A 23957-nucleotide genomic window follows, 5' to 3' on the forward strand; every position below is an offset into this window, starting at 1 on the left:
TATTAAATTAATGTTTTTATTGTATTTTATATTTTGTTTATCTATATGAAAACTAGGTGTCGCAATGATTTTGAGCTAACAAGTGTGCACACAATTCAAAAAGCTGTGAAATGCAGCGCAAAAAAAAGCAGCCCGCAGGCTGCTTATTCCGACGCTTCAGACTTATGCCAGCGCAGCGATCGCCGCTTCATAAGACGGCTCATCGGCCGTTTCGGCAACCTGCTCTGTGTGTAACACTGTGCCATCAGCGCCAATCACCACCACAGCGCGCGACAATAAACCACGCAGTGGGCCATCGGCGAAAGTCACACCATAATCCTGACCAAAGTTGCTGCGGAAACTAGAGCCGTTCAGCACTGCTTCCAGACCTTCCGCGCCGCAAAAACGGGCCTGAGCAAAAGGTAAGTCGGCAGAAACACACAGCACTTTGGTGTTGTTCAGACTGCTCAGCGCCTGATTAAATTTACGCACAGAAGTCGCACAAGTCGGCGTATCCACGCTTGGGAAAATATTCAGCACTAAACGGCTGCCGGCAAAATCTGCCAGCGATACATCAGCCAGGCCTGCGCCTGTTACGACAAAATTTGGTGCCTTGCTGCCAACGGCCGGTAAATTGCCAACAGTCTGAAACGGATTGCCTTTAAGAGTCACAGTAGCCATATCGATTCCTTTGTTAAAAAACGTTGAAAAGCTCAGTTATACGAATTGCCAAAACCCTTTTTGGGTTTTTGCGGTTTTTCCTGCCGGGTGACCGGCAATTTGATCTCAATAGCGGTCGCGGCTGGGACTGTTACAGCCGTTGTGGGGAGGTCCGCATCCTGCCAAGGATGCCAGACTTTCAGCTGATACTGACCATCCGGCACGCCGCTCAGCTGCAATAGCCCGTCGTTGTTACTGATCGCCAGATAAGGGCTGTCGCCGACATAAATATAGGCTTGCATGTAGTCGTGAATATTGCAGCCTAATGCGACCACGCCGGCTTTTTCAAACAGCACCGGCGCCTCTGGTTTACCGGCGTACAGTTTTAGTTCAAACACTTTGGCTGGTGAAAATGAATATACATGGTGACGGGTCTTGTCCTGATTAGGAAATTCCACTTGAGTGCCTTTTTGCACCGCAGAAACAAAAGGCACAAAAGTCAGGTCTTTTTGTGCAACTTCCGCCGGTTTTCCTGCCGGCAAAGCGGATGCAGCCTGTGGTGTCAATGCTCCCTGTGACGGCTTTGTCAGTTGCAGTTCGGCGACGGCATCAGACAGCGGCACGCCTTGCTGGTCCAAAATACGGATTTGTACCTCCGCGGCAAAGACTGCCGAAGGCAACAAACTGCAACATAACCATATTAAACGAGTAAAAGACATCAGAAAACTCCATTTGCCCGGGGCCGACGCCCACGTGTTACTCAGTCATCAGGCACAAATCAGCTTTGCAGGCATGTACCACGCCAGCAGATCCGGCACGCAGTATAGCAGGCCGCCCGAACGAATAAATGCCACCGCGACGGAAATAAAGCTGCTAAATTAGCATGTAACAGCTGTGAAAAACCTTAGTTTTTAACCATTTATCACTATTGGATTTTATTGATGCCAAAGATTCGTCATGCTGCCGCATTGTTTATGCTGCTTGCCGCCAGCGCGCAAAGCGCAGAACTGACCTCATGGCTGGAACTGCAGGCCAAAGCCGAACTTGGTTGGGTGCAACACAGCGAACAATCCGCGAACCTCGGCCCCTGGTGGCAACACGGCACTGGTCAGCTCGCTATCAGTGATGACCGCCTGACCACAGGGCCAATGTTGGCTGCGCTACAAATCAATACCGACAGTCCATGGTCTGCCCGTTTGCACTTCAGTCAGCAGCAGGCGCTTGACGCCGCCAGCGGCCTGACAGAAGCCTGGCTGCAATATCAGCCGTTGCCGCTCGATGGCTATCGGCTCAAAGTCAGAGCCGGCTGGTTTTATCCGGCCCTGTCACTGGAAAATACCGATTTGGTCTGGAGCTCGCCTTACAGCAGCAGTTTTTCCGCCATCAACAGCTGGTTTGCTGAAGAATTGCGGGCAAAAACACTGGAGCTGAATGTCAGCCGTCCAGGCCGGACATTTAACAGCAATCATAGCTGGCAAGCGGTGCTCGGCGCTTTTCGTAACAACGACCCGCTAGGCAGCTTAATTGCCTGGCGCGGTTTTGCTGTGCATAACCTGCAAACCCGGATTGGCGGCCGCGTGGATTTCGCGCACTACCCGAGCCTGCGTCGCTTTCCACTGGATCGTCAACCTGACTGGGTCGAACTTTTTGCCGAACTGGACGGCCATACCGGCTGGTATAGCGGCCTGCATTACCTGTACCGGCAGGACAGCGAACTGCGTTTTTATCACTATGACAACCGGGCTGATCCGACAGTGCTGGCGCAAGGCCAATACGCCTGGCTGAACAAATTTGATCAGCTGGCCTTCCAGCAGCAATTCAGCGAGCGCTGGCGACTGGTCAGCCAGTATCTGGATGGCCGCACCGAGATGGGCTATGACACTGTGTTAATCGACTACCGCGCCGCTTTTGTTTTGCTGAATTATCAACACGACTTGTGGCAGGCGACGCTGCGGTATGACCACTGGCAACAATGGGACCGCGACGCGACAGCGGGTGACGATAACAGTGGCCGCGGCCATAACTGGACTTTCGCCTGGCAATACCCGCTCAGTGAGCACTGGGCTCTCCTGACGGAATTCAGCCGGATGAACAGCCATCAGGCCAGTCGCGGCCAATGGGCTGGCTGGCCATTACAACGCAACTTTTATCAGAGTCAGTTCAGTCTGATTTGGCGCTTTGACTAGAGCACCGATTAGTTTAAAAAAGCGACAGCAGCGAAACACAGAATGGCCACAGGCAAGGCAGATTTTCAAAGCTTTAGTGGTTCTAAAGCGAGAAATTTTAACGCCGCATGCGGCCATTCTGATTTCGCCCGGACGGGAGCGCCTGAAAAAGACTCACTCTTTGTTGTCACAGCTCGAAAGAGCGCCACTATTCCTTCGCTGTGCCGCCTCGATTGAGCCATTTTCAGGCTGCTCTGCTGTTCGCTTCTTAAACTAATCGGTGCTCTCGATGCTAAGACAACACCAGCCAAATCCCCACGCCGGCCATCAGGCCTGCCGCGATGCGGTTCATCAGTCTGGCATTGCCTTCCTGCATAAACAGCACGCGCAGCGCTTTGCCGCCGCTGGCATAGAGCAACAAAGAGGCAAATTCCAGCAGTAAAATAATCGCCAGCAACACCAGTAATTGCGGCCAAAAAGGTAAGCTGGCATCGATAAATGGCGGCAACAGCGCCATATGAAAAGCCCAGCCTTTAGGGTTCGACACCGCGGTGACAAAACCCTGCGTGAAGAGTTCCCGGCGGGAACTTTGCTGCGCTTGCCCCGGCTCCGGGATCGCCAGTTTGCCTTTGCTTTGCCACATTTGCAGCGCCAGATACCCCAGATAAGCGCCACCGAGCCATTTAAACGCAGTCAAAAGACCTGGCATACTGAGCAGTAGTGCCGACACGCCAAGCACTGCCGCTAACGCCACCAGCCCAACGCCAAGTAGTTCTCCCCACATCATCCACAAAGCCCGGCGCACGCCCTGACTGATGCCGACCGTCAGCGCCAGCGTCATACAAAGACCCGGTGTAATAGACACAAACAAAAAAGTCGGGATAAACAAGCCCATCAGGCTTAAGTTAATCAAGATTCAGCTCCTCTGCGGTAGTGAATTTTTCAGGTCGCGGCGGACCAAACAGTGCGGCACATTTCGCCGCCAAACCGGGTGCCGCAGCGGCATCGGCCAGCATGCGCCGCCACTCATGGAAAGTGATGGTCAGCGGATTGACCGATTCAAAATCGCCGGTGATGCCAAAACGACAGGGAATATGGTCATGTTCAGCTTCAAAAGTGCCAAACAGCCGGTCCCAAATCACCAGCACGCCGGCAAAATTTTTATCGATATACCTGTCATTACAGGCATGGTGCACCCGGTGCCAGGCCGGTGTATTAAACAGATAACCCAAAGCGCCCCAGTGCTTGCCGGCGCGGGTGTGAACAAAAAACTGAAAACCCAGATTGATGGCAACGACTGCCAACACAAGCTTTGGGTCAAAGCCGAGCAACACCAACGGCAACCAGAACAACCACATGCCGGACAACGGATAAGTCAGGCTCTGGCGAAATGCCGTGCTGAAATTCATCAGTCTGGAGCTGTGATGCGCGACATGCGAAGCCCAAAGCCAGCGCACCCGGTGCGAGGCGCGGTGAAACCAGTAATACAAAAAATCCTGCAGCACAAACAACAGCAATAAGTTTAAAAGATTAAACGGCAGGTCAAACAACGCAAACTGCGCCAGCCAGTAAAACAGCGGCATCAGCAACAACAATGACAAAGCGTCACCGGCCTGATGCAGCGCTGCAGTGGCGAAATTTGCCAGCGAATCGCGCCACTGGTAAATGCCAGTCTGCCGCCTCGCGCTTTGATACCATTCAAAAGCAATAAACAGAAAAAACAGTGGACTGAGCAGGATCAGGATCGCTTCTACCGGCACCATCGCCATCTAACCATCATTAAAATCAGAAAGCGTCAATGTAACATGGCCGTTTTGCCGGCTGCACCTTTTTCGCCGGTCGCTGCACCAGACTGGCGCCGGATGTCATACCCGCGCCTATCCGGCAAAATTTTATTGTTAAAAATCAGCAAATTAAAAAATGATTAGATTGGAACATCCCTTGCTGCCACTCTGATTGAACCTGCTGTCGCCAGCCTGACATACAAAACTGGCAGACTGCTGTCGTCGTTGACCAGGAGGTCTTATGCTGAACCTGAAAAATCACCCGCAACGCGATTTACTGGAAAAGGAACTGCAGCAACGGTTTTTCCCGGCGCTGCAAGCCCCTTGCCGGATCTGTCATTGGATGCTGACGGTGGGACTGGCCTCGCGTCCACTCGAATTTCAGCAACTGCAACAGCTGGCCCACCAATATGGCGTGGCATTGCTGGAGGGCGACGTGGACCTGAACCTGGATTTGGGCGAGGTGATGCTGCGCTGGGAGCGACATTCCGAGTTTTCAACTTACAGTTTTATTAAATCCGGTCAGGCCACTGGCTTTGAAGACCCGTTGAGTTTTCTGCCAAGTCTGGACTGGTTTAACCCGCTACCCGGCCAGTTATTCCGCGTCGTGCAGTTGCAGGTATTGCCGGCATCCGAACAAGCCAACGCCGGCGCTTTGTTTGCCGCCGAACATTGCATGTCGAGCCTGCTTGCCGATGGCAAAGCCAGAGTCTGGACCGATTTCCGTAAACACCCGGAAGGTGCCGGCCGTATGTTGCTGCTTGATCACGGTTTATCGCCATCAGCACTGGCACGGCTGGTGCAGCAGCTGTTTGACCTTGGCAATTACCGCAAGCTCAGCCTGCTTGGCTGGCCAACCAGCCGTCAGGCGCTAACGCAATTGCATCTGATGGAACAACAACTGTCGGATATCACCCAGCGCATCGAGCAACAACAGGGCTCGGATGAACAATTACTGCGTGAAATCAGTCAGTTATCGGCACAGACGGAGCATCTGATCGCCAACAATAACGCCCGGCTGGATGCCAGCGCCGCCTATTATCAGCTGACGCTGGACCGGTTAAAGGCGCTGCGTGAGCAGCAGGTCGACGGCATGATGACGTTGCAGGATTTCTCTGAGCGCCGGCTGACACCAGCCTTTCGCACGGCGCAGTCGGTGCAAAACCGCCAGCGCAATTTATCAAACCGGCTCGGCCGCTCCACTGAGCTGCTGCGCACCCGCATCAACCTGCAGCTCGAACGGCAGAACACCGGTTTGCTGGCGTCAATGGACCAGCGGGTGAAGTTGCAGCTAAGCCTGCAACGCGCGGTGGAACGGGTCTCTGTGGTAGCGATCAGTTACTACGCGGTGGCGCTTTGCGACAAACTGCTGGCGTCCGTCCAGCACTGGTGGCCGCAACTGCCGCTGAAAGACGCCCAGAGTCTCAGTCTGCCTGTGGTGGTGCTGGCGGTTTGTATTCTGCTGTATCGTCTGCACCGGCATCATCGGCATTAAGAGCTGTTGATAGTCAGCTCTTTTCGCCAAAACATAAGTCGCCGGCGTCGCCAAGGCCCGGCACTATGTAAGCCTGCTCATTCAGGCGCTCATCGACCGCGCCGAGCCAGAAATGGGTCGAAGTAGCAAATTCGCGTTGCAACAACGCCAGGCCTTCAGGTGCAGCAATAGCCGCCGCAATGTGCAGACTACGCGGCGTGCCGCTTTGCGCCAGTAAACGCCAGACTTTCAGTAGCGACGAGCCAGTGGCGAGCATCGGGTCAATCAGCACCACATCACGGCCGTCAATCGACGGATTGGCGCTGTAGCCAAGAAAAATATCCTGCTCCATCCCCGCTTGTTCGGCCTGGCGGTATGCGCCGATAAAACCGCTGTCAGCCTGATCAAACACATCAACAAAACCCTGATAAAACGGTAAACCGGCGCGCATCACACAAATCAGCAAAGGTTGTTGGTCCAAATCAGCCCCGCGGGCAACGCCCAACGACGTGTGTAACGGAAAGGTTTGATATTGCAGCGTTTTTGATAATTCATAACCAAGCAACATACCCAGGCGCTGTAAGTTGTGGCGAAAACGCCAGCGATCCTGCTGAATGTCCGGGTCGCGCATTTGTGCCAACAGGGTTTGAGCTACGGAAAACTCTTGATTTAATTCGAATATTTTCATAGATAGAGCTCCATATAGTTTAAAAAGCGGCAACAGCGATAAGCAACATCGCCGGCCAGAACTTGAATTCTGCCACAGTCACGCCCATCTCAGCAGAATAAATCCAGCCACTTTGAAGCAAAATGCCCGCTGATTTTTTTCCAAATTTTTTCCACTCCATTTTACAACAGTATGGCCGTGACCTGCTGTTACTGCTGATCCTGTTGCTGGCGCTTGGCGCCGTGTTTTATCCGCTGTATCACCGCCGGCAGCAGCGCCGGCAGCTGGCGCAACAGGCTTTTCCAACCGCCTGGCGTAAAATCCTGCAGCAGCGCTGGCCGCTTTACCGCGCCTTGCCGGCAGACGTGCAGCAGCAAGTCAGAAAGCAAATACAGCGCTTTATTGCTGAAGTGGAATTTGTTGGCTGCGACGGGCTGACCGTGACCGACCAGATGCGGGTGCTGATTGCCGCGCAGGCCAGCCTGCTGACCGCCCGGCTGCCGGTAAATGATTACCCGGGATTACGCCAGATCCTGATATATCCGGACGCCTTTGCTGTCGACCTGAACCAGCCGGACAGCGCCGGTGTGGTGCATGAAAAAACCGAGTGGCGCGAAGGTGAATCCTGGCAACAGGGCCAGGTGATTTTATCCTGGCGCCATACGCTGGCGGGCGCAGCTGTGGCTGACGATGGCCGCAATCTGGTGATCCACGAATTTGCCCATCAGCTGGACCAGCAAACCGGCAGCGTGAACGGCTTCCCGCCGCTGCCAACGCCAGAACTGCAGCAACAGTGGCCACCGCTGATGCAGGCAGCATTTGATCAGCTGCAGCGTGATTTGCAACAAGGAACCCCACCCTGGATAGACCCTTATGCCGCCACCAATCCGGCCGAGTTTTTTGCCGTGCTCAGTGAATTGTTTTTTGAAATGCCGGCCTATCTCGCTGACTGTCAGCCTCAGCTTTACCGGTTAATGCAGTTGTTCTTTCAACTCGACCCGAAAAGCTGGCCGCTGCAGCAGCCACAACTGCCGTCACTGGTTCAGAAACGGTTCAGATGACTTCGCCATATTAGCTGCATCAGCATGTGCTGAAGTAGCGCCGGAGGCATCATGAACAAGTGTTTTCTTTTCGCAGCTGTGTTGTTGGGGGCCACCACAGTCGGCACCGCCACCGCAGCCAGCCAGGTCGAAGTCAATCTTTATGGCCAGGTGTTACCGGGCGTGCATGGCCACGTACGAGTTGCCGATCCCTACCCGATGTATGACCGGGTCATTGTCATTGAAGCCCCTTACGCCCATCAGCGCGACTGGGGCCGTTATTGCCACCACTACGGCGCCTGTGGCCAATCCGTAAGGTTTGTTGAAGTGCGGGAATATCAGGAACAACGCCACTGGCACAAACCCAAACGCCACAAACACCGCCACAGACATCATCATGATTGTGATCATTAAGCCACTTCCGCCGGGCGGCGAACTTGTTATAATCGCCGCCCCCGGAATTTTGGAAAATCAAATATGATCATCACCAAGGACAGCGTTGTCCAATTGCACTACCGCGTATCAGACGCCTCAGGCCTGATTGAAGATTCAGCCAAAGGCGAGCCGATGTTATATCTGCATGGCCATCAGAATATGTTGCCAGCCATTGAACAGGCGCTGGAAGGCAAAGCGGCCGGCGATGCATTGTCACTGGTTGTCGAACCTAAAGACGCGTACGGCGAGCGTGACGACAATGCGATCCAAAGCATTCAGGTCAAACACTTAAAAGGCGCAAAAAAGTGGGCGCCGGGCATGACAGCTGTTGTCGAGACCGAACATGGTCCGCGTCAGGTAAAAATTGTCAAAGTCGGCATGTTTAAAGCCGAAGTGGACGTCAATCACCCACTGGCCGGCAAAACCCTGACGTTTGACCTCAACGTCGTATCAGTGCGGGCAGCCACTGCCGAAGAAATTGCGCATGGCCATGCCCACGGCGCTGGTGGCCATCACCACGACTAATAGGCCCGTTACCACAGTGGCTGGATCTGCCCAGCCACTGTGCTAGTCTAGAAAAATCCCCCGCTTTGCAGTTTGTCGCATGAAAATCCTGTTGTCGTTGTTCGTTGCAACCTTACTGTTATTTAGTCTGAACTTATACAGGCTGCAGTCGGCTACACCTGAGTCGTTTCCGCTGCCAGCTACGCTACAGTCCCCACCGCAGTTGCCGGCATTGCAGCCAGAACAGCACATTTTGCAAATCCAGCAGAACAGTAACAGGCAGTTCCGTATCCAGTGGGGGATGAATCCGGAAGCACCATTTTTTATTCTGGACGGCCCGGATCAGGGCACAGGTTTTTGTGATGTGTTAGTGGAGCGGCTGCAGGTGTATTTACCGGATGTCCGCCATCAGTTTTTGGCCGAACCCCAGGCCCGCATCCGTCAGCGCATCGACGCTAAAGAGAATCTGTGTTACCCCTGCGCCTTGTTTTCTACCGAGCCGGCAGCCCAACAAGGCCGGTTGTTCAGCAAACCCACCCATTATTACCGGCCTCATGGCATTATTACCCGGCCGGAACTGGCCGGCGAAATAAGCCGGCGTTTTGGCCATCCCATCGATTTGGCCAAACTGCTGCAAAGTGAATTACGCTTTGGTTTCCCGGCGCAGCGCCGCTACGGCAAACTGCAGCAACTGCTCGATGAGCATCGCCTGCACAGTCCAAATCATGTCAGTCTGGATACCGGTAAAGATGCCACGATGTTGCATCTGCAGATGCTCAGTCAGCAACAGCTGGATGCCACCATCGATTACGTCAGCAGTCTGAAGTTTTACACCATGCATTCACGGCGCCAGCTGGTGTTCCTGCCGATCAAGGGTTATCAGGACTGGCTGGCTGGTGCCGTCGCTTGTCCTGACAATAATTGGGGGCAACTGGCCGTACTCCGAGTCAATGCCGTGATCAACCGGCTACGCGAAGACCAGAAATTGCAGCAAAATCTACAGTTCTGGTTTGACAAAGGTTTGCCGCCTTTCCCGCCAGAACCGGCGCATTAAGCCGCGGTGTTATTGAAATTTAAGCTGCAATCCGGCGCGCTTCAGGCTAAAATCTGCGGCTGTTTTTTCAGCTCAGCAAATGGACTCAGCCGTTGTCACCGCAACTTCCTCTTGAAAATATTCAGTTTGATAATTACCGGGAACAACCAGCTGCGACGCCTCCGACTGAACCGGCGATGGTGGCGCAGCGCCGCTCCTTAATTCCGGTATTATTACTGCTGTTGCTGGCTGCGCTCGCTGTCCTGGTCGCTTTTGAGATGCGAAGTGCCTATTACAGCGCAAAACCTATCAGCGATTACGCAAAAACCCTGACCTACCAGTTGCAGAATGCACCAGCCAGCCGGGTGATTTACCCAAATGCCGGTCCCTTTGACGAACGTCACGGCTACACCAAACTACCGGATTTATTAGTGCGTTTACAGGAACGCGGTTTTGTCATCCGTGCCCAGGCTGAATTCTCTCCGGCAATGCAAAGTTTCGCGGTACAAGGATTCTTCCCGCCCTATCGCGAAAAAGTCCAAAGTGGCTTGTTTCTGGCTGACTGCCGTAACGAAACCATTTTTGATTTTAATTACCCGCAACGGGTGTATCAGCATCCGCAGCAAATCCCGCTGCTGGTTGCCCATAGCCTGTTATTTATTGAAAACCGCAATCTGCTGACCATCCCGCCACAAGCCAACCCGGTGATGGACTGGCCTCGCTTTGTGATGGCGGCGGTCAGTCAGGTCGGCAAGGTGCTGGCCATTGGCGGTCAGTCAGCCGGCGGCTCGACACTGGCGACCCAGATTGAAAAATTCCGTCACTCGCCGATGGGCCTGACCCAGAGTTTTGAAGACAAAGCAGTGCAGATTATCTCCGGCACCATCCGCGCATACCAGCACGGCCCGAATACCCAAGGCGTACGCACCCGCATTGTGCAGGATTATCTCAATACAGTGCCGCTGTCATCCGCACCGGGGCATGGTGAAGTACATGGTGTCGGCGATGCGTTATATGCCTGGTTTGGCACTGATTTTAACCGTGCAAACTTGCTGCTGGCCCAGCCTGAACAAGCTGAAACTGCAGCCGAACGCGCGCGTTATTTCCGCCAGATGCTGTCGCTGATGATTGCGCAGCGCCGCCCCTCCTATTACCTGCTGCAGGGGCACGCCGATCTGGAGGATTTGACCAACAGCCATATCCGCCTGTTGGCCCGTGCCGGTATTATCGATGCATCCTTGCGTGATAAAGCACTGAACGAACAACTGACTTTTGTCCGGTTGCAGGCGAATAAAGCCAAAGACGAAGCTGACAGCCGCAAAGGCATTAACTCTGCCCGGCTGCGGCTTGGCAACCTGCTGAATCAGCCGATGTACGACCTGGACCGATTGGATTTAAATGCGCACAGTACCTTACACGGCGACGTGCAGCAAAAAGTCAGTGCTTATTTAAAAAGCCTCGCCAATGCCAATACTGCAGCGCAACATGGCCTGATTGGTGAACGTCTGCTCTCCGCTTCCCGCACCGGTGACGTGCTGTATAGCTTCACATTGTTTGAAAAAACCGCTGACGGCAACAGAGTGCGGGTGCAAACCGACAGTACCGACCAGCCATTTGACTTAAACGAACACAGCAAACTGGAGCTGGGTTCAACCGCTAAACTGCGGGTGCTCGCCAGTTATCTGGAAATTATCGCCGAACTGCATCAGGCCTTTGTCGACGAGCTCCCTGACAGCCTGCTGACCATGGACATCGCGCCCAACGACCATATCACGCGCTGGGCCGCCAACTATATGGCCACAACCGCAGACCGCAGTCTGCCGGCGATGTTAGAAGCCTCGCTGGAACGCACTTATTCCGCATCACCGACCGAACGTTTTTTTACCGGTGGCGGCCTGCAGGTATTTAACAACTTCAATAAAGACGAAGACGGCAAAGTGCCGACCATTCGCCAGTCGTTACAGCAATCACATAACCTGCCGTTTGTCCGTCTGCTGCGCGATATCGTCAGCTACGCCAGCAGTTATCAGACGCAAGGCAGCACCTCGTTGTTGTTACGCGCCGACAATGACCCGAAACGCGAAGAATATCTGCGTAAATTTGTCGACAAAGAAGGCAGCGAATTCCTACGTCGTTTCTTCCGTAAGTATCAGCAAAAGCCGATGGAAGAACGGTTGGAAACCTTTTTTGATGGTCTGAAACAAACACCGGACCGTCTTGCTGCGGTACATCGTTATTTGTTACCAGATGCCAGCTTCACCGATTTTGCCGCGTTTTTACGCAACAAATTACCGGACAGCGACAAACTGACCAATAAAAAGCTGCAGGATATGTATGCGCAATATGGCCCGGGAAAATTCAGCCTGCCGGATCAGGGTTATATCGCCGGCGCTCACCCGCTGGAACTTTGGGTGTTGAATTATCTGAACAATCATCCGACGGCGACGATGAAAGAAGTGATCGAAGCGAGCGCCGAACAGCGTCAGCAGGTGTATCGCTGGTTATTTAAAACGCCGAACCGCAAAGCGCGCGACGCCCGCATCCGCATCATGCTGGAAGTTGAAGCCTTTACCGACATTCATCAGCGCTGGGCTAAACTTGGTTATCCGTTTGATCACTTAGTGCCAAGCCTTGGCACCGCACTTGGCAGTTCGGGCGACCGCCCTGCAGCGCTCGCTGAACTGATGGGTATAATCCAGAATGACGGTATGCGTTTACCGACCATCCGCATCGACAGCCTGCATTTCGCCGCGCGGACCCCTTATGAAGTGCAGCTGGGCTTTAATGCCAGCGCCGGCGAACGTGTGATGCGGCCAGAGGTGGCGCGGGCACTGAAAAAAGCGCTGGGACAGGTGGTTGCTGAAGGTACGGCACGGCGCTTAAACGGCAGTTTTGTCAAAGCGGACAGCTCGCCACTGCAAGTAGGTGGTAAAACCGGTACCGGTGATAACCGGATGGCCACGCAAGTGATCCGCGGCAAAACGGTGGCATCGACCGCCACCAGCCGCACCGCCACTTTTGTATTTTATTTAGGGGACAGCTATTTCGGCACTCTGACCGCTTTTGTGCCAGGAAAAGGTGCTGATGATTTCAGCTTCACCTCTGCCCTGCCGCTGCAGGTGCTTAAAGGCATGGCGCCTATTTTGCGGCCTTATGTGGTGAAAACCAGCCCGATGTGTCAGCCGGTGCAGCGTTAAAGATTAATGTCAGCAGCGGCACTCCTCGACCATCAGCCACAGTAGCGATAACGCAGCGCTGTGGCTGTACTCTGCATCAACTGCATACCGCATTGACGGGCTAAGCGTATCGCGGCCAGATTCTCTGGATGGATACTGACCTGCACTTCGAAACCAAGTAGCAGCGCGCGTTGCATCAGTGCGCTGTATGCGGTTTTGGCCAGACCCGCCTGCTGCCGGTCTGGTAACAGCATAATCCCCAGCTCCAGGGTGCCGGCGGCGGGTGTTACATCAAAAACGGCCAGCATACCGGCCAGCAGTTGTTGTGGGTTTTCCAGCGCCAGATAAAACTTTTGCAGCTCAGATTGTTGATTTGCTCTGGCGCAGGCTTCAATCCGGGCCATAGCTTCAGTTTGCGACAGTAGCTGCCCAACAAACTGCTGAGTGCGGGCGTCAGTGTAAATCGCGGCCATCACCGGGGCATCGGCTGCACACACTGGTCGCAGCCGGCAACCGGCCTGTTCTAACGCAAAATCAGCTACCGACAGCATCAGAGCTCCTGCAACGCCTGCAGCCGTGCCAGCATTTGGGAGTTTTTCTGCAAAGGCCGGGACGGCGGCAATACCAGCGTTGATTTCAGCGTCAGGCGCGCTGTCGGTAAATCGCCAAGCGCAATCCATTCCATCCGCGGCTGTTCAAACGGCATACTGGCGGCTTCATAAATCACCACCTGATGCTCGGCCGGATAATGCCCGGACAATAGCTCAACCAGTAATTGCAATTCAGCGGCGCCGGTATCAAACCGGGCGATGCTACGATCACCGGCCAGAGTGATTTGCCATAACACCAGATAGGCGCTCGGGTCCACCACGCGCTGATAAAACATAAACTGGCTGGCTTCATAATACTGACAACCAACCCGGCCCGGATCTATCCCCAAATCGGCGTGCAGACAATCTGCCGCACTGATGCCCGCCAGCATCTGCGCTTCATAACCTTCCTGGCGTGCCAGCTCTATCACCTTGTGCGGGGCATAAGCAAAAACGCCAGGATGACCATAAAAAGCACCAACGACAAACTTGCCGGCCCGTACTTCGGTCAGCATCAGGTCGATCATTTGCTGATAAGTTTCATGGCGGGACTTGCCCAATTCGTACAATGGCGCAAAGCTGCGGACATCGTCATGCATCGTCTGCAACCATTGCTCTGTGATCCCATCGGTCACCGCAGCAAACACCACATCGGCAGCCTGCAGATGACTTTTAGCCACTGGGGTGATGTGGGCGCCGAGCATAATCCCTGTACCCAATATCACGATACGTCCTTCATTTTGCATATATGTCCTTTGCGATATTCTGGTATCGTTTTTATCAGCGAAATCTGATGCTACGACAGCAGCCTTTGATTTACAAAACAAAATGCTTGCTCTAGTCTGAAGGACCGGTTGTTGTCACCGTACCGGAGTTATTAACAAATTTTAGCAAGGAGCTTTTTATGTCAGCATTACATCTCGTCTTAAACGAAATGGCGACCAGCACCTTACCTGCCCGGCAACGTGCATGGCTTATCGCCAATTTGGCCCGCCAGTATGGACTGAATGACGCTGTGGCTACCGCTCTGCAAAACGGTGACTGTCAGCAGTTAGCCCAACTGAGCAATACCCAAACGACGGGTTGTAGCTTTATCGTAGCGTCCAATGTTCCGGCAACCAGTACTGGCTGTTTTTTTATCGTTGCAACTGAAGTCCCCAGACACTGATTACAACGACATATCGCCACTACGTATTGCCTGTGTTTAATGATGGTCAGAGAAAAAAGGTCTTATCATGTCCCAACTGGTTCAAATGTTAGAGAAACTTGCACTTAACACCGAAAAAGTGACAGCACGCGATCACGAGATTGATCAACTTGCAGAGAGTTTTGCGTTAAACGAAGAACTGACGGCCGCTATGCGTAAAGCCGATCTTGCAGGCTTAATTCAGCTGGCAGGTATGCCGGGACGAGGTTGTTTCGTCATTGTCGCACCAGATGTACCGGAGCAACCGGATGACGAAGATGAACCAGATGATGACAAAAAAATCCGCCAACATTAAAGGTTTTTTATTGTGATGAAATACTGGCGACTGCTCAGTTGTCTGTTGTTATTGTCGGGGTCGGCGCTGGTCCGCGCGGCCCCCGACAATCATGCTGAGCGTATCGATCTGATGCTGAATGAAGCCGATGAACTTCGCAGTTCAGCGCCACAGCGCTTTGCTGAATTACTGACACAATTAAAGCTGGCCAGTGCAGAAATGAAGCCAGCTCAACGCAGTTTCCTCGACTTTCTGCTTGCTTATCAACTGGCTTACACCGGGCAACACAAACAAGCTGAAGCCCTGTTGACTCAGTTAGTGGCTCCTGGCCAGTCAGCATTAATGCGATTTCGTGCTTACTACACATTGGCCAATGTACAAATGGTCAGACGCCAGTTTGTGGATGCTTTTTCCAACCTGAGCCAGGCGATCTCGCTGTTACCGGATATCGAAAACGCCAAGTGGCGCAATCAGGGTCTGCTCAGTGCCGCAAATATTTATTCCGAAGCCGGACTCCATCAGGAAAGCAGCGAATTTATTGCCCAGCTGGCAGCAGATAAAATGACTACGCGCGATACCTGTCTGAGCCAGCTGATTGATTATCAGAACCAGTTGTTTCTCCAGAAAAGCCTCGAAGTCAGCCTGTTGGAAAAATCTGTTGATTTATGTCAGAACGCTAACGAAAAAATGTTTGCGCAGATGATCAAAGTACAAATCGGCTGGCATTACCTGCAACAAAAACAACCGGATAAAGCACTGCAAAACCTGCAAGCGCAGCGTGCTGACGCTGAAAGTACCGGTTACAACCGATTATTAATCCAGCTTTATCAGCTGATGGCACAAGCGCAGGCGGATATTGGTAACGCGGACGAAGCGCTGCAACTACTCAGGGAAGTAGAATCAGCCGCTAAAAACCTGCCGTATAGTACGCCATTGGTCGCTGCATTGCAGTTAAAGGCAGAACTGTCGGCTCAATTAGGGAATTTTCGGGAGGCCTATCTGGCCGCCAGACAATTTTCAGAAGCTGAGCGGGCGATGCGGGACGACCGCTCCGCCCAACTGTTGGCTTTTCAGCTGGCCAAAGGCGAATTACTGAAAAAAAATCAGCAACTGAAGCTGATGAAAGAAGAATTCCGTGTCATTGAGCTAGAAAATCAGCTGAAGAAACAACAAGCACAACGCGACAGTTTGTATATCGGCCTGCTCAGTTTTGCCAGTATTTTGCTGGTGTATATCAGCTATCGCCTGGTCCGCCGGCATCGCTTTTACAAACTGGCGGCGGAAAACGACGGCCTGACCGGCATCAGCAACCGGCATTTTTTTGATTTACAGCTGCAAAAGCAGGTAAAACGCTGCAAACAACAACAAAAGTCTTTGGGCGTGATTGTGTTTGATTTAGATTTTTTTAAGCTGATCAATGACAACTACGGCCATGACGTCGGCGATAAAGCGCTGCAGGCCACAGTACGCATCTGTAACCATTTTATCCGTAGCGGCGATATTTTTGGCCGCATTGGTGGTGAAGAGTTTGCCATCGCGCTGCCGGATTGTCAGCCGGACAAAGTATTGATGCTGGCGGAGATCTGCCGGGACGCAATTGAACAGCTCGATTGCAGCGAGTTCCAGAGCGGCCTCAAACTCACTGCAAGCTTTGGTGTATCTTACAGCCAAATCAGCGGCTATCAGACTGCAGAGTTAATGCGCCATGCTGATCAGGCGCTTTATCTCGCCAAATACAATGGCCGTAACCGCGTCGAAAGTTATGATCAGATGCAGCCCCATCCGGGACGACCGCTTATCAATAACCCATTGCACTAAGCCGCAAGGGCCGGCAGGTTTTCGCGCTCAGGATAAACGCAGAAAACCGTCCGGCACCTGCTCGAGCAGGAATTGTTTTAACTGTTCGTCGTTGAGCGGCCGGGCAAAATAATAGCCCTGCCCGACATCACATTTGTGCTTTTTCAGCAGCTGCAGCTGGGCGCGGTTTTCCACGCCTTCGGCCACAACCGTTAGTTCCAGCTTCTGCACCATCGCAATAGTCGAGACAATGATCTGATAATCCGCATCATTTTCCAGCATGCCAAATACAAAGGATTTATCGATTTTGATGATGTCGACCGGCATTTGTTTTAAATAACTCAGGCTGGAGTAGCCGGTGCCGAAATCATCGATGGCAAAACAAAAGCCCATGCCTTTGAGCTGGCGCATCATCTGCAGCGTGGTCTCAATATTTTTCACCAAAGTGCGTTCGGTCAGTTCCAGTTCAAAATGGTTGGCTGGCAGGCCAAACTCGTCCAGCAAGCCCTGCAGCACCTCTGGCAACTGCGGGTCCAGAAATTGCCCGGCTGATAAATTAATCGCAATCCGGATATGGCGATAACCCTGGCTAACCAACTGCTGCGCCAGTTCAAAGCTGCGCCGGAACACCCAATAACCCAGTTCAACCATTTGCGGTGAATTTTCCAAAACACCGATAAACTCATCCGGTGTCACCATACCGCGCTGCGGATGCGACCAGCGCAGCAGTGCTTCAAAGCCAACCAGCCGGCCGGTGGACAACTCAATCTGCGGCTGCAGCACCAGGTAAAACTGTTGCAGGCGAATGGCGTCTTTGATGTCGCTTTCCAGCTGAATACGACTCGACAGACGCTGATACATCTGTTGGTCATAGCCGGTATAGGCGGCACCGCCCTGCTCTTTGGCGTTATACATCGCAATATCCGCCTGACGAATGAGATCATCCGGCAGTGACAGTGGGTCAGACGACATCGCCACGCCGATACTGCCGGAGACATAAAACAGCTGGCCATTGAGCTCAACCGGCTGCTGAAACGCCTGCAGAATGCGGTTGGCGACTTCAGCCGGATGCTCGTCAGACATCACATCAGGTAACACCAGTACAAATTCATCGCCACCAAACCTTGAAGCCAAATCAGTTGGGCGGATACAGGTTTTCAGCCGGTTGGCGGCTTCAACCAGCAGCAAATCACCGGCGGCATGGCCCTGGGTATCATTCACCAGCTTAAAATTATCCAAGTCGAGAAATAACACGGCAATTTTCCCTGGATGCCGTTCAAGCGCCGCCAGATACTTTTTCAGCTGGAACAATAACATATTGCGATTGGGCAAGCCAGTCAGCAGGTCGTACATCGCGATGTTTTCCAGCTCGCGGGTGTTGTGTTCAATCTGCTGATGCAGATGTTCCAGTTCCAGGCTCAGCTGATTGGCCGCATTGCCCAGCACGTCCAGTTCATCGGAAAATACCAATGGCGGTTTTTGACTGTGGTCGCGAAATTCACGGAACTGGCGCTGCGCCAACAGCGGTAAATGCCGCGCCATCTGTAATAAACGCAAACTAAGCCGCTGGGTACTGAAATAAATCAGCACGGCTACCAGCACAAAACAAACTAAGGCAAAAATCACAATCTGGTACTGATAATCAGCTTTGGTGCGGGCAAATTTATTGGTGTCATCAACCAGCGCCAGATAATAACCCTGACCATTGCCAACCAAAGGCAGGAAGCTAATCAGATAATGTTCAGCGCCAATCTGCACCGGCAAGCCGTTTTCGATGGCCTGTTTCACTGTGGCTTCGGCCGGTAGTGCCGAAAACACTGAGGCCATCCGGCTGGCGTTGGATAAACTCAGCAACTGCAGTTCACGGGCCGGCCGTTCCAGGTCGCCTTCAATCCGCACTATCGCCACTTCTGACCCCACGCCTTGTTTCAGCGATGCCAGCACATCCAGCAGCGTAGTCGACAACGCTGCCACAGCGACATCGCCGTGTTGATTTTGCACCGGCACCAGCACCAGCTTAGCGCAGTGCTCGGCGCAGACGATTTCGCTGAATGGCTGCAGTTCCATCAACACTTGCTGCACCGCCTGACGCACCCTGCCCGGCACTTCAGGGGTGGAGGCATAAAGCAACACACCGTCTTTATCAAATAACCACTGATGTTCAACATTCAGGTGCAGCGCTATGGTGTCGTAGTGCCGCGCCAGCGCCGTCGCAAAAGCGCTGAAATCGGCTTGCTCACGGATATTGGCCATGTCAGTGAAGGATTCGAGCCAGCTGCGAAGCTGATTTTCCAGCAGCATATTGAGCAGTTCAAATTGTTGCTGACGCAGCTGCAACTGCTTTTGTTGCTGCAAACGGAAGTCCTGCTCCATTTTGACAATGGCAAAACTGGTGAGTACCACCGTCATCAGCAACAAAGCACTTAAGGTCAGCGCCAGGATCTTCCAGGGTAAACTTAAAAATGGCCGCATAAGATCAGAACCAATACATCAGTTGTACCGCCCAGATATCGTGCTGACGACTGCGGTTAATGTCGATGGCAGGTACCACATTTGGGCCCAGCCGCCCGGTGCCGGTGATCCAGTGATATTCCAGTTTCAACCGCAGATTGCGGTCCAGCTCCTGCGTGATGCCAAGGCCCCAGTCGCGCTGATAACCGAAATAACGCGCTATCAGCCCACCACTTTGCAGTGGTAACAAAGCACCGCCACGGTCGTCTTTATTGGCGGTGTACCAGTCATAACTGGCATACAACCGGGTATTTTCCGACCAGTTATAGCTGCCAAGCAAAAACGCGCCCTGAGCAAACTGGTTGCGGTTAAAACCGGGCAGATAAAAACCACGGGCAAACACCCGTTCCTGCATCAGTTCACTGGATAATTCCCACAATTCTGCGCTGTAACGCCAGTTGGCCATCACTCGCTGTACCGTAAATTCACCGTCAAAAAACAGGTCAGGTTGTGCCTGACGATATTCAAAACCGGAATCGAGTAAAGAGATGCCCCACTGTGTCTGGCTGTTGGCTGGCCGGAAAAACAGCGTCGCCTGATGCACGTATTTTTGCTCAGTGTCGCCCCGTAGCTGTGTGGCAATGACCCGGCGCGCCATTTCTTTGCTGATCGGAATAGCGCCATAACTCCAAATCATTTCAAATTCGCCAATCGCTGTGGTGTTGGTTGATTGCAGCGCAATGCCGTCAGAACCGACGGCAATATCACGAAAAGCGTCAAAATACACCGACTGCGGCAGCACAATCATTGGCCTGGTCATCGGCACATCGCGGGTGCTGGAATAAAGCCAATGCATATTTTTAAAGCGGCCGGCATATAAATTCAGCTGCCAGTCGAGGTTGTTCACTGCAGTCCAGTTCAGAAATAAATAATCGACCCGGCCACCGGATGCATAACGGTTACCACCATCCAGATACATTAATTGGCCAGACAGGCGTAAATCAGCACTGAACTGATAACTGCCATTGACGCCAAATTCAGTCAGTTCAGTACTGATGGCACCGTCGTCATTAACAAAATTACTGTCGCTGGCCTGCATCAGCCCCTGTGAGACAAAACCATGCCAGTGCCAGTTATCAGCCGCAGCAGCGTCAGACAGACCGCACATTGCCAGCAGGCAAGCGCTAAGGCCTGATTGGAATGACTTTAACAACCTGAGTTTCATCCTGTATCCCGATATAACCTATGGCACCTGGGGTTGCGGCGACTGCCTGCAACATGGCCTGTTGATCCTGTAATTCGGTAGGGGGCGTTCCTGTCCCGGAGTACGTCAGTTTTTGCCAGACCCGTTCCAGCTGATAAGGAAACAGCTGGAGCTGGTCGCGGCAGAATTGCAGATTGACCGCTGAGCGCGGCGCAAGGGTAAAAACACGAATGGCGACGCCGTCAGGCCAGACGACCTGACGCATCAGATAAATGCTGCGTAACTGTGCCGGTGTTAACGCCTCAACCTGAACGGACGGATGTGCGATAACCCTGACCTTTGGTGGCAGTTCTGCAGCCGGCGCTGCAACAGCAGCCTGACACCAGAGTAAATAGAAACAGATAAATAACCTTTTCACGATGTCCTTCTGTGCTGAATTGTCTGGCAATTCAGGTTGTATCCGGGAACTCAAGGCCATAGAGGCGAGTATAGACGACTTGGAAAAAAAACAAAAAAGAATGCTGTAAAACAATAGTTTACACAAAATTAGCATTCAGTATAGGATTTGATTGCGGCAAAGAATAAGGCCGGCAAAAGCCGGCCTTGTAGTGGCAAAGTGATATTAGCTCTTTGGCGTCAGTTCAAACACCGTTAAAGTCCCGCTGACTTCGTTGGCCATCAGCAACAGCGGTTTGCCGGTCGGGCTATTGGCCGGCGCAATAAAAGACAGCGATTCTGGCCCCAAATCACCGGCCTGCGCTACGTTACCGGTCACCACTGCCGGCAGTTTGTCGTCGTTAATGTTATACACAGCGTTCAAATCACGATTGAAGCTGTAGTCGACAAACTGCGGCGCATAAGGATTCGAAATATCATAGACATAGATACCACTCATCCGCTCTGTGCCAATAAACGCATAAGTCCGGCCATTGATTTGACCGAGCGCCAGCGCTTCCGGCTCAGGGCCTTTGTCGTCAGAGCGGTTATCGCCTTCGACCGTCAGATGATTGGAATTAAATTTATCGCCATGGACGCCGGAGGCAATGCGTTCAAAATCATTGCCGCTGTCAAACACCTGCTGACCATTCTGGTCCCAGATACTGAAAGAGCGGGCGCCATAAGCATACAAAGCATCATATTCGCCGCTGGCATTTTGCCCCAGCGCCGTGGTGACGTTAAGCCGGCCCAACACATCGGCCGAATATGGCTGACGGGCACTGAGTGCGGCAGAACGTTTCAGCGCTGACACGCGTTTTTGCTCAGAGAAACCGGCCCAGTCGCGTGCATCGCCTTCGTTGGCACTTACGTAAAAAGCACTGCCCTGCCAGCTGAAGCTTTGCAAAGTGTCTGGTTGATACATACCAAACAAACCAGGCACGGTTTGCAGATTGACGCCGTCTTTGTTGCTGACGTCCAGGCTGTTTTTGGCCAGGCTATGGTCTTTAAACCCAAGCGGCAGAATTTTATCCAGTTTCGCCGTAGCAAGGTCAATCACCGCGATGGCATTGTTTTCCTGTAACACCACCCAGGCCTTTTTCAGGTCTGGGCTCAGCGCGATATATTCAGGCTCTAAGTCCTGTGCCACAGTGGTACTGGCAGGCCCGGCGAATTTCACGCCTTTGGCAGCCAGCGCTGCTTTGTCGCCATTCAGCGCGCTGAAGCTGACGGTTTTGGCTTGTGTAGCCGCCACGCCATTCGATACAGAGATCAGCGAAACCGAACCTTCCGGATCAACCGAATAATCGGCCACCGGTTCGCCTTCATTGGCGACCAATAACCATTTGCCGTCACTGCTGAAGGTCAGCATATCCGGCTGGGCCCCCACCCGGATCGCTTGTTTTAACAGCGGCGCGCCCTGGCTTAAATCATAAATCAGCGCGACACCGGCCTCACTGCGGGTTTTATTTTCCACCGCGACTGCCAGCAGCTGGCCTTGAATACTGATGGAGTTGGCAAAACCTAAGGCCACAGTTTCGTCCTGATCGGCGCTGTTACGCACTGTCACAGTGGCTGGCAGCGTCAACGGCTGACTGGTCAGGGTGTTGGCGGTCAGCGGATCTGACAAGGCCTGACTTTTGACTGAAGCTGCATCCAGCACTTCCACCCGGTTTGCCGCGCCATTGACGACAAAAATCCGTTTGGACTGTGCATGAAAAGCGGTGATTTCCGCCGCGCCGGCACCGTAACTACCGGTTACATACCGAGCGACCGCCTGCAGCTGCATGCCAACCGGTGCATTCTGACCGTTACTGCCATTGCTGCCGTTAGTACCGGATGGGCCTGTGGCACCGGTTTGACCGGCCGGGCCCGTCGCGCCTGGCGCACCGTCGTCTCCTTCCAATGTGCAACCGCTTAATGCCGCCGTAACCAGCAAAGCCGCCAGCGAAACTTTTAACGCCTTCATTTGTCGCTCCTGAACAGAAAAAACAAGACGTTAGCTGCGGCGCATGACAATGGTGTGAAGTTATCGCGGCATTTACATGACAGAAAAAAATGTCCGGAATTTCGCCTTACCCCCTTGTAAATCAGCGCTGGGAGGCAACACTAGATAAAGCTTATTCATGCAAAACAACGGAGTGCAACTTGAACGCTGCCGAATGTGCTCTTCAGGTCGGTGATATTTTCGCTTTGCCGGATACCTGTCTGAAAATTAAAGAAATTATCGACGATGAAATCAGTGATATCGACGAAATTGCCGAACTGATTTCTTATGACCCGGTCTTGTCGTCTAAGCTGCTGCGCCTGGCCAACAGCGCGCTGTACAACTTTCCCAAACAAGTAGAAACAGTGCAAAAAGCCGTGCAGGTGCTGGGGGAAACTCAGGTTTATAACCTGGTTGTCGCCAGCGGCGCCGCCGAGGCTTTTGCCAGTCTCAAACCCAATGTCATCGCATTGGACAAGTTTTGGGAGCACAGTATCAATACGGCGCTGATCGCCAAACATCTGGCATTTCACCTTGGGGTGAAAAAGGACGAGCCGATTTATTTAGCCGGCTTGTTGCACAATTTAGGGGAACTGGTGGTTGTGCAGGTGAAGCCGGATATCGCCCGGATCTGTGCCCAGCATCAAAAAGGTAAAAAACCCTGGCTGAAACAACAGGAGTTGCTGGGCTTCACCTATGCTGACTGCACGGTCGAGTTGCTGAAACACTGGCAACTGCCGGACCGCATCATCCAGCCGCTGAAACAACTGAACCAGCCAGAATACTCGGCGGCCAATAAAGTGGGCCTCATCCTGCACCTGGCCAGTTGTCTGGCACTCAGTGAGGCTAACGCCGATGTGTTTCAACTGTATGATTTAACCGACAAACAAATTATGGAAGTGCTGAACCTCAGTAAAGACGATCTGCATGACGCCAGCAGTTTTGCCTTTTTAGAAGGCATGTCGATCCTGAGTTTACTGAATCCGGCGCTGTTCAGTATTTTCTGACGCAAACCGGACAAGCTTTATTATCAACAACAAAAAACCGGGCCAAAGCCCGGTTTTTATATGCCACAAAGGCTCAGACTGGCACGAT

22 protein-coding genes are annotated in these 23957 nt (G+C 52.8%); 11 read left to right on the forward strand and 11 right to left on the reverse strand.

All coding sequences use genetic code 11. The features are described 5' to 3' along the window. Positions 1-162 precede the first annotated feature (162 nt). Both tpx and ABNT34_RS14610 read right to left on the reverse strand, forming a co-directional pair. Positions 163-660, reverse strand: coding sequence for a thiol peroxidase (gene tpx, locus ABNT34_RS14605; RefSeq protein ID WP_348732876.1), 498 nt, complete (start codon positions 658-660; stop codon positions 163-165). Between the two features lie 32 nt (positions 661-692). Beyond that, a complete protein-coding gene (locus ABNT34_RS14610) occupies positions 693-1358 on the reverse strand; it encodes a methylamine utilization protein (RefSeq protein ID WP_348732878.1) in 666 nt (221 codons plus the stop codon). Between the two features lie 222 nt (positions 1359-1580). Here ABNT34_RS14610 and ABNT34_RS14615 point away from each other — a divergent pair, with 222 nt between their 5' ends. Next, positions 1581-2825: a hypothetical protein gene (locus ABNT34_RS14615; protein ID WP_348732880.1), complete on the forward strand. Its 1245-nt coding sequence runs from the start codon at positions 1581-1583 to the stop codon at positions 2823-2825. A 271-nt stretch (positions 2826-3096) separates the two neighbouring features. Here the strand turns inward: ABNT34_RS14615 and ABNT34_RS14620 are convergent, their stop codons facing one another. After that, the gene (locus ABNT34_RS14620) at positions 3097-3717 is read right to left on the reverse strand and encodes a LysE family translocator (protein ID WP_348732881.1); all 621 of its coding nucleotides are present in this window, start codon (positions 3715-3717) and stop codon (positions 3097-3099) included. Continuing rightward, positions 3710-4573: a sterol desaturase family protein gene (locus tag ABNT34_RS14625; protein ID WP_348732883.1), complete on the reverse strand. Its 864-nt coding sequence runs from the start codon at positions 4571-4573 to the stop codon at positions 3710-3712. Before ABNT34_RS14625 ends, ABNT34_RS14620 begins: the two co-directional genes overlap by 8 nt. Positions 4574-4829: 256 nt before the next feature. On the opposite strand from ABNT34_RS14625, the gene ABNT34_RS14630 reads away from it, so the two are divergent. Next, on the forward strand, positions 4830-6083 hold the full coding sequence (locus tag ABNT34_RS14630) for a DUF3422 domain-containing protein (RefSeq protein WP_348732885.1): 1254 nt from the start codon (positions 4830-4832) through the stop codon (positions 6081-6083). A gap of 13 nt (positions 6084-6096) precedes the next feature. Here ABNT34_RS14630 and upp read toward each other — a convergent pair whose 3' ends face one another. Further along, positions 6097-6750, reverse strand: coding sequence for a uracil phosphoribosyltransferase (upp, locus tag ABNT34_RS14635; RefSeq protein ID WP_348732887.1), 654 nt, complete (start codon positions 6748-6750; stop codon positions 6097-6099). A 122-nt stretch (positions 6751-6872) separates the two neighbouring features. Here upp and ABNT34_RS14640 point away from each other — a divergent pair, with 122 nt between their 5' ends. The 5 genes from ABNT34_RS14640 (at position 6873) to ABNT34_RS14660 (ending at position 12938) form a co-directional block, all read left to right on the forward strand. Continuing rightward, positions 6873-7790, forward strand: a complete 918-nt coding sequence (locus tag ABNT34_RS14640; RefSeq protein ID WP_348732889.1) for a M90 family metallopeptidase — start codon at positions 6873-6875, stop codon at positions 7788-7790. A gap of 51 nt (positions 7791-7841) precedes the next feature. Further along, entirely contained in the window at positions 7842-8183 is a 342-nt protein-coding gene (locus tag ABNT34_RS14645; RefSeq protein WP_348732891.1) for a hypothetical protein, read from the forward strand. A gap of 63 nt (positions 8184-8246) precedes the next feature. Continuing rightward, positions 8247-8729 (forward strand): peptidylprolyl isomerase, encoded by a 483-nt coding sequence (locus tag ABNT34_RS14650; protein WP_348732893.1) that lies wholly within the window; start codon positions 8247-8249, stop codon positions 8727-8729. Positions 8730-8808: 79 nt separating this feature from the next. Next, positions 8809-9762, forward strand: coding sequence for a hypothetical protein (locus ABNT34_RS14655; RefSeq protein WP_348732895.1), 954 nt, complete (start codon positions 8809-8811; stop codon positions 9760-9762). 92 nt (positions 9763-9854) lie between these two features. Next, entirely contained in the window at positions 9855-12938 is a 3084-nt protein-coding gene (locus ABNT34_RS14660; RefSeq protein WP_348732897.1) for a transglycosylase domain-containing protein, read from the forward strand. A 32-nt stretch (positions 12939-12970) separates the two neighbouring features. On the opposite strand, the gene ABNT34_RS14665 is transcribed toward ABNT34_RS14660, so the two are convergent. Next, complete coding sequence (locus ABNT34_RS14665; protein WP_348732899.1) at positions 12971-13468, reverse strand: GNAT family N-acetyltransferase; 498 nt, start codon at positions 13466-13468, stop codon at positions 12971-12973. Beyond that, the gene (locus ABNT34_RS14670) at positions 13468-14253 is read right to left on the reverse strand and encodes an SAM-dependent methyltransferase (RefSeq protein ID WP_348732901.1); all 786 of its coding nucleotides are present in this window, start codon (positions 14251-14253) and stop codon (positions 13468-13470) included. The genes ABNT34_RS14665 and ABNT34_RS14670 overlap by 1 nt, the downstream gene beginning before the upstream one ends. A 158-nt stretch (positions 14254-14411) precedes the next feature. Between ABNT34_RS14670 and ABNT34_RS14675 the strand changes: the two genes are divergently transcribed. The 3 genes from ABNT34_RS14675 to ABNT34_RS14685 all read left to right on the forward strand — a co-directional run bounded on the left by ABNT34_RS14675 (position 14412) and on the right by ABNT34_RS14685 (position 16806). Then, positions 14412-14675 carry a hypothetical protein gene (locus tag ABNT34_RS14675; RefSeq protein WP_348732903.1) on the forward strand — a complete coding sequence of 88 codons (264 nt, stop codon included), beginning with the start codon at positions 14412-14414 and terminating at the stop codon, positions 14673-14675. 67 nt (positions 14676-14742) lie between these two features. After that, complete coding sequence (locus ABNT34_RS14680; protein ID WP_348732905.1) at positions 14743-15009, forward strand: hypothetical protein; 267 nt, start codon at positions 14743-14745, stop codon at positions 15007-15009. 15 nt (positions 15010-15024) lie between these two features. After that, entirely contained in the window at positions 15025-16806 is a 1782-nt protein-coding gene (locus ABNT34_RS14685; RefSeq protein WP_348732906.1) for a diguanylate cyclase, read from the forward strand. Positions 16807-16833: 27 nt separating this feature from the next. Here ABNT34_RS14685 and ABNT34_RS14690 read toward each other — a convergent pair whose 3' ends face one another. The 4 genes from ABNT34_RS14690 to ABNT34_RS14705 all read right to left on the reverse strand — a co-directional run bounded on the left by ABNT34_RS14690 (position 16834) and on the right by ABNT34_RS14705 (position 22844). Beyond that, complete coding sequence (locus ABNT34_RS14690; protein ID WP_348732908.1) at positions 16834-19257, reverse strand: EAL domain-containing protein; 2424 nt, start codon at positions 19255-19257, stop codon at positions 16834-16836. A 4-nt stretch (positions 19258-19261) separates the two neighbouring features. After that, the gene (locus ABNT34_RS14695; protein ID WP_348732910.1) at positions 19262-20461 is read right to left on the reverse strand and encodes a hypothetical protein; all 1200 of its coding nucleotides are present in this window, start codon (positions 20459-20461) and stop codon (positions 19262-19264) included. After that, the gene (locus ABNT34_RS14700) at positions 20421-20858 is read right to left on the reverse strand and encodes a hypothetical protein (protein ID WP_348732912.1); all 438 of its coding nucleotides are present in this window, start codon (positions 20856-20858) and stop codon (positions 20421-20423) included. Before ABNT34_RS14700 ends, ABNT34_RS14695 begins: the two co-directional genes overlap by 41 nt. 204 nt (positions 20859-21062) lie before the next feature. Beyond that, complete coding sequence (locus ABNT34_RS14705; protein ID WP_348732914.1) at positions 21063-22844, reverse strand: choice-of-anchor I family protein; 1782 nt, start codon at positions 22842-22844, stop codon at positions 21063-21065. A gap of 179 nt (positions 22845-23023) precedes the next feature. On the opposite strand from ABNT34_RS14705, the gene ABNT34_RS14710 reads away from it, so the two are divergent. Further along, positions 23024-23869 (forward strand): HDOD domain-containing protein, encoded by an 846-nt coding sequence (locus tag ABNT34_RS14710; RefSeq protein WP_348732916.1) that lies wholly within the window; start codon positions 23024-23026, stop codon positions 23867-23869. Positions 23870-23957: the final 88 nt, after the last annotated feature.

This window comes from Rheinheimera texasensis (assembly GCF_964031785.1).
GTDB lineage: Bacteria > Pseudomonadota > Gammaproteobacteria > Enterobacterales > Alteromonadaceae > Pararheinheimera > Pararheinheimera texasensis_A.

Coding starts and splice junctions, on each gene's coding strand:
- tpx (WP_348732876.1), bottom strand. CDS start 660: ATGGCTACTGTGACTCTTAAAGGCAATCCGTTTCAGACTGTTGGCAAT.
- ABNT34_RS14610 (WP_348732878.1), bottom strand. CDS start 1,358: ATGTCTTTTACTCGTTTAATATGGTTATGTTGCAGTTTGTTGCCTTCG.
- ABNT34_RS14615 (WP_348732880.1), top strand. CDS start 1,581: ATGCCAAAGATTCGTCATGCTGCCGCATTGTTTATGCTGCTTGCCGCC.
- ABNT34_RS14625 (WP_348732883.1), bottom strand. CDS start 4,573: ATGGCGATGGTGCCGGTAGAAGCGATCCTGATCCTGCTCAGTCCACTG.
- ABNT34_RS14630 (WP_348732885.1), top strand. CDS start 4,830: ATGCTGAACCTGAAAAATCACCCGCAACGCGATTTACTGGAAAAGGAA.
- upp (WP_348732887.1), bottom strand. CDS start 6,750: ATGAAAATATTCGAATTAAATCAAGAGTTTTCCGTAGCTCAAACCCTG.
- ABNT34_RS14640 (WP_348732889.1), top strand. CDS start 6,873: ATGCCCGCTGATTTTTTTCCAAATTTTTTCCACTCCATTTTACAACAG.
- ABNT34_RS14645 (WP_348732891.1), top strand. CDS start 7,842: ATGAACAAGTGTTTTCTTTTCGCAGCTGTGTTGTTGGGGGCCACCACA.
- ABNT34_RS14650 (WP_348732893.1), top strand. CDS start 8,247: ATGATCATCACCAAGGACAGCGTTGTCCAATTGCACTACCGCGTATCA.
- ABNT34_RS14655 (WP_348732895.1), top strand. CDS start 8,809: ATGAAAATCCTGTTGTCGTTGTTCGTTGCAACCTTACTGTTATTTAGT.
- ABNT34_RS14665 (WP_348732899.1), bottom strand. CDS start 13,468: ATGCTGTCGGTAGCTGATTTTGCGTTAGAACAGGCCGGTTGCCGGCTG.
- ABNT34_RS14670 (WP_348732901.1), bottom strand. CDS start 14,253: ATGCAAAATGAAGGACGTATCGTGATATTGGGTACAGGGATTATGCTC.
- ABNT34_RS14675 (WP_348732903.1), top strand. CDS start 14,412: ATGTCAGCATTACATCTCGTCTTAAACGAAATGGCGACCAGCACCTTA.
- ABNT34_RS14680 (WP_348732905.1), top strand. CDS start 14,743: ATGTCCCAACTGGTTCAAATGTTAGAGAAACTTGCACTTAACACCGAA.
- ABNT34_RS14685 (WP_348732906.1), top strand. CDS start 15,025: ATGAAATACTGGCGACTGCTCAGTTGTCTGTTGTTATTGTCGGGGTCG.
- ABNT34_RS14690 (WP_348732908.1), bottom strand. CDS start 19,257: ATGCGGCCATTTTTAAGTTTACCCTGGAAGATCCTGGCGCTGACCTTA.
- ABNT34_RS14695 (WP_348732910.1), bottom strand. CDS start 20,461: ATGAAACTCAGGTTGTTAAAGTCATTCCAATCAGGCCTTAGCGCTTGC.
- ABNT34_RS14705 (WP_348732914.1), bottom strand. CDS start 22,844: ATGAAGGCGTTAAAAGTTTCGCTGGCGGCTTTGCTGGTTACGGCGGCA.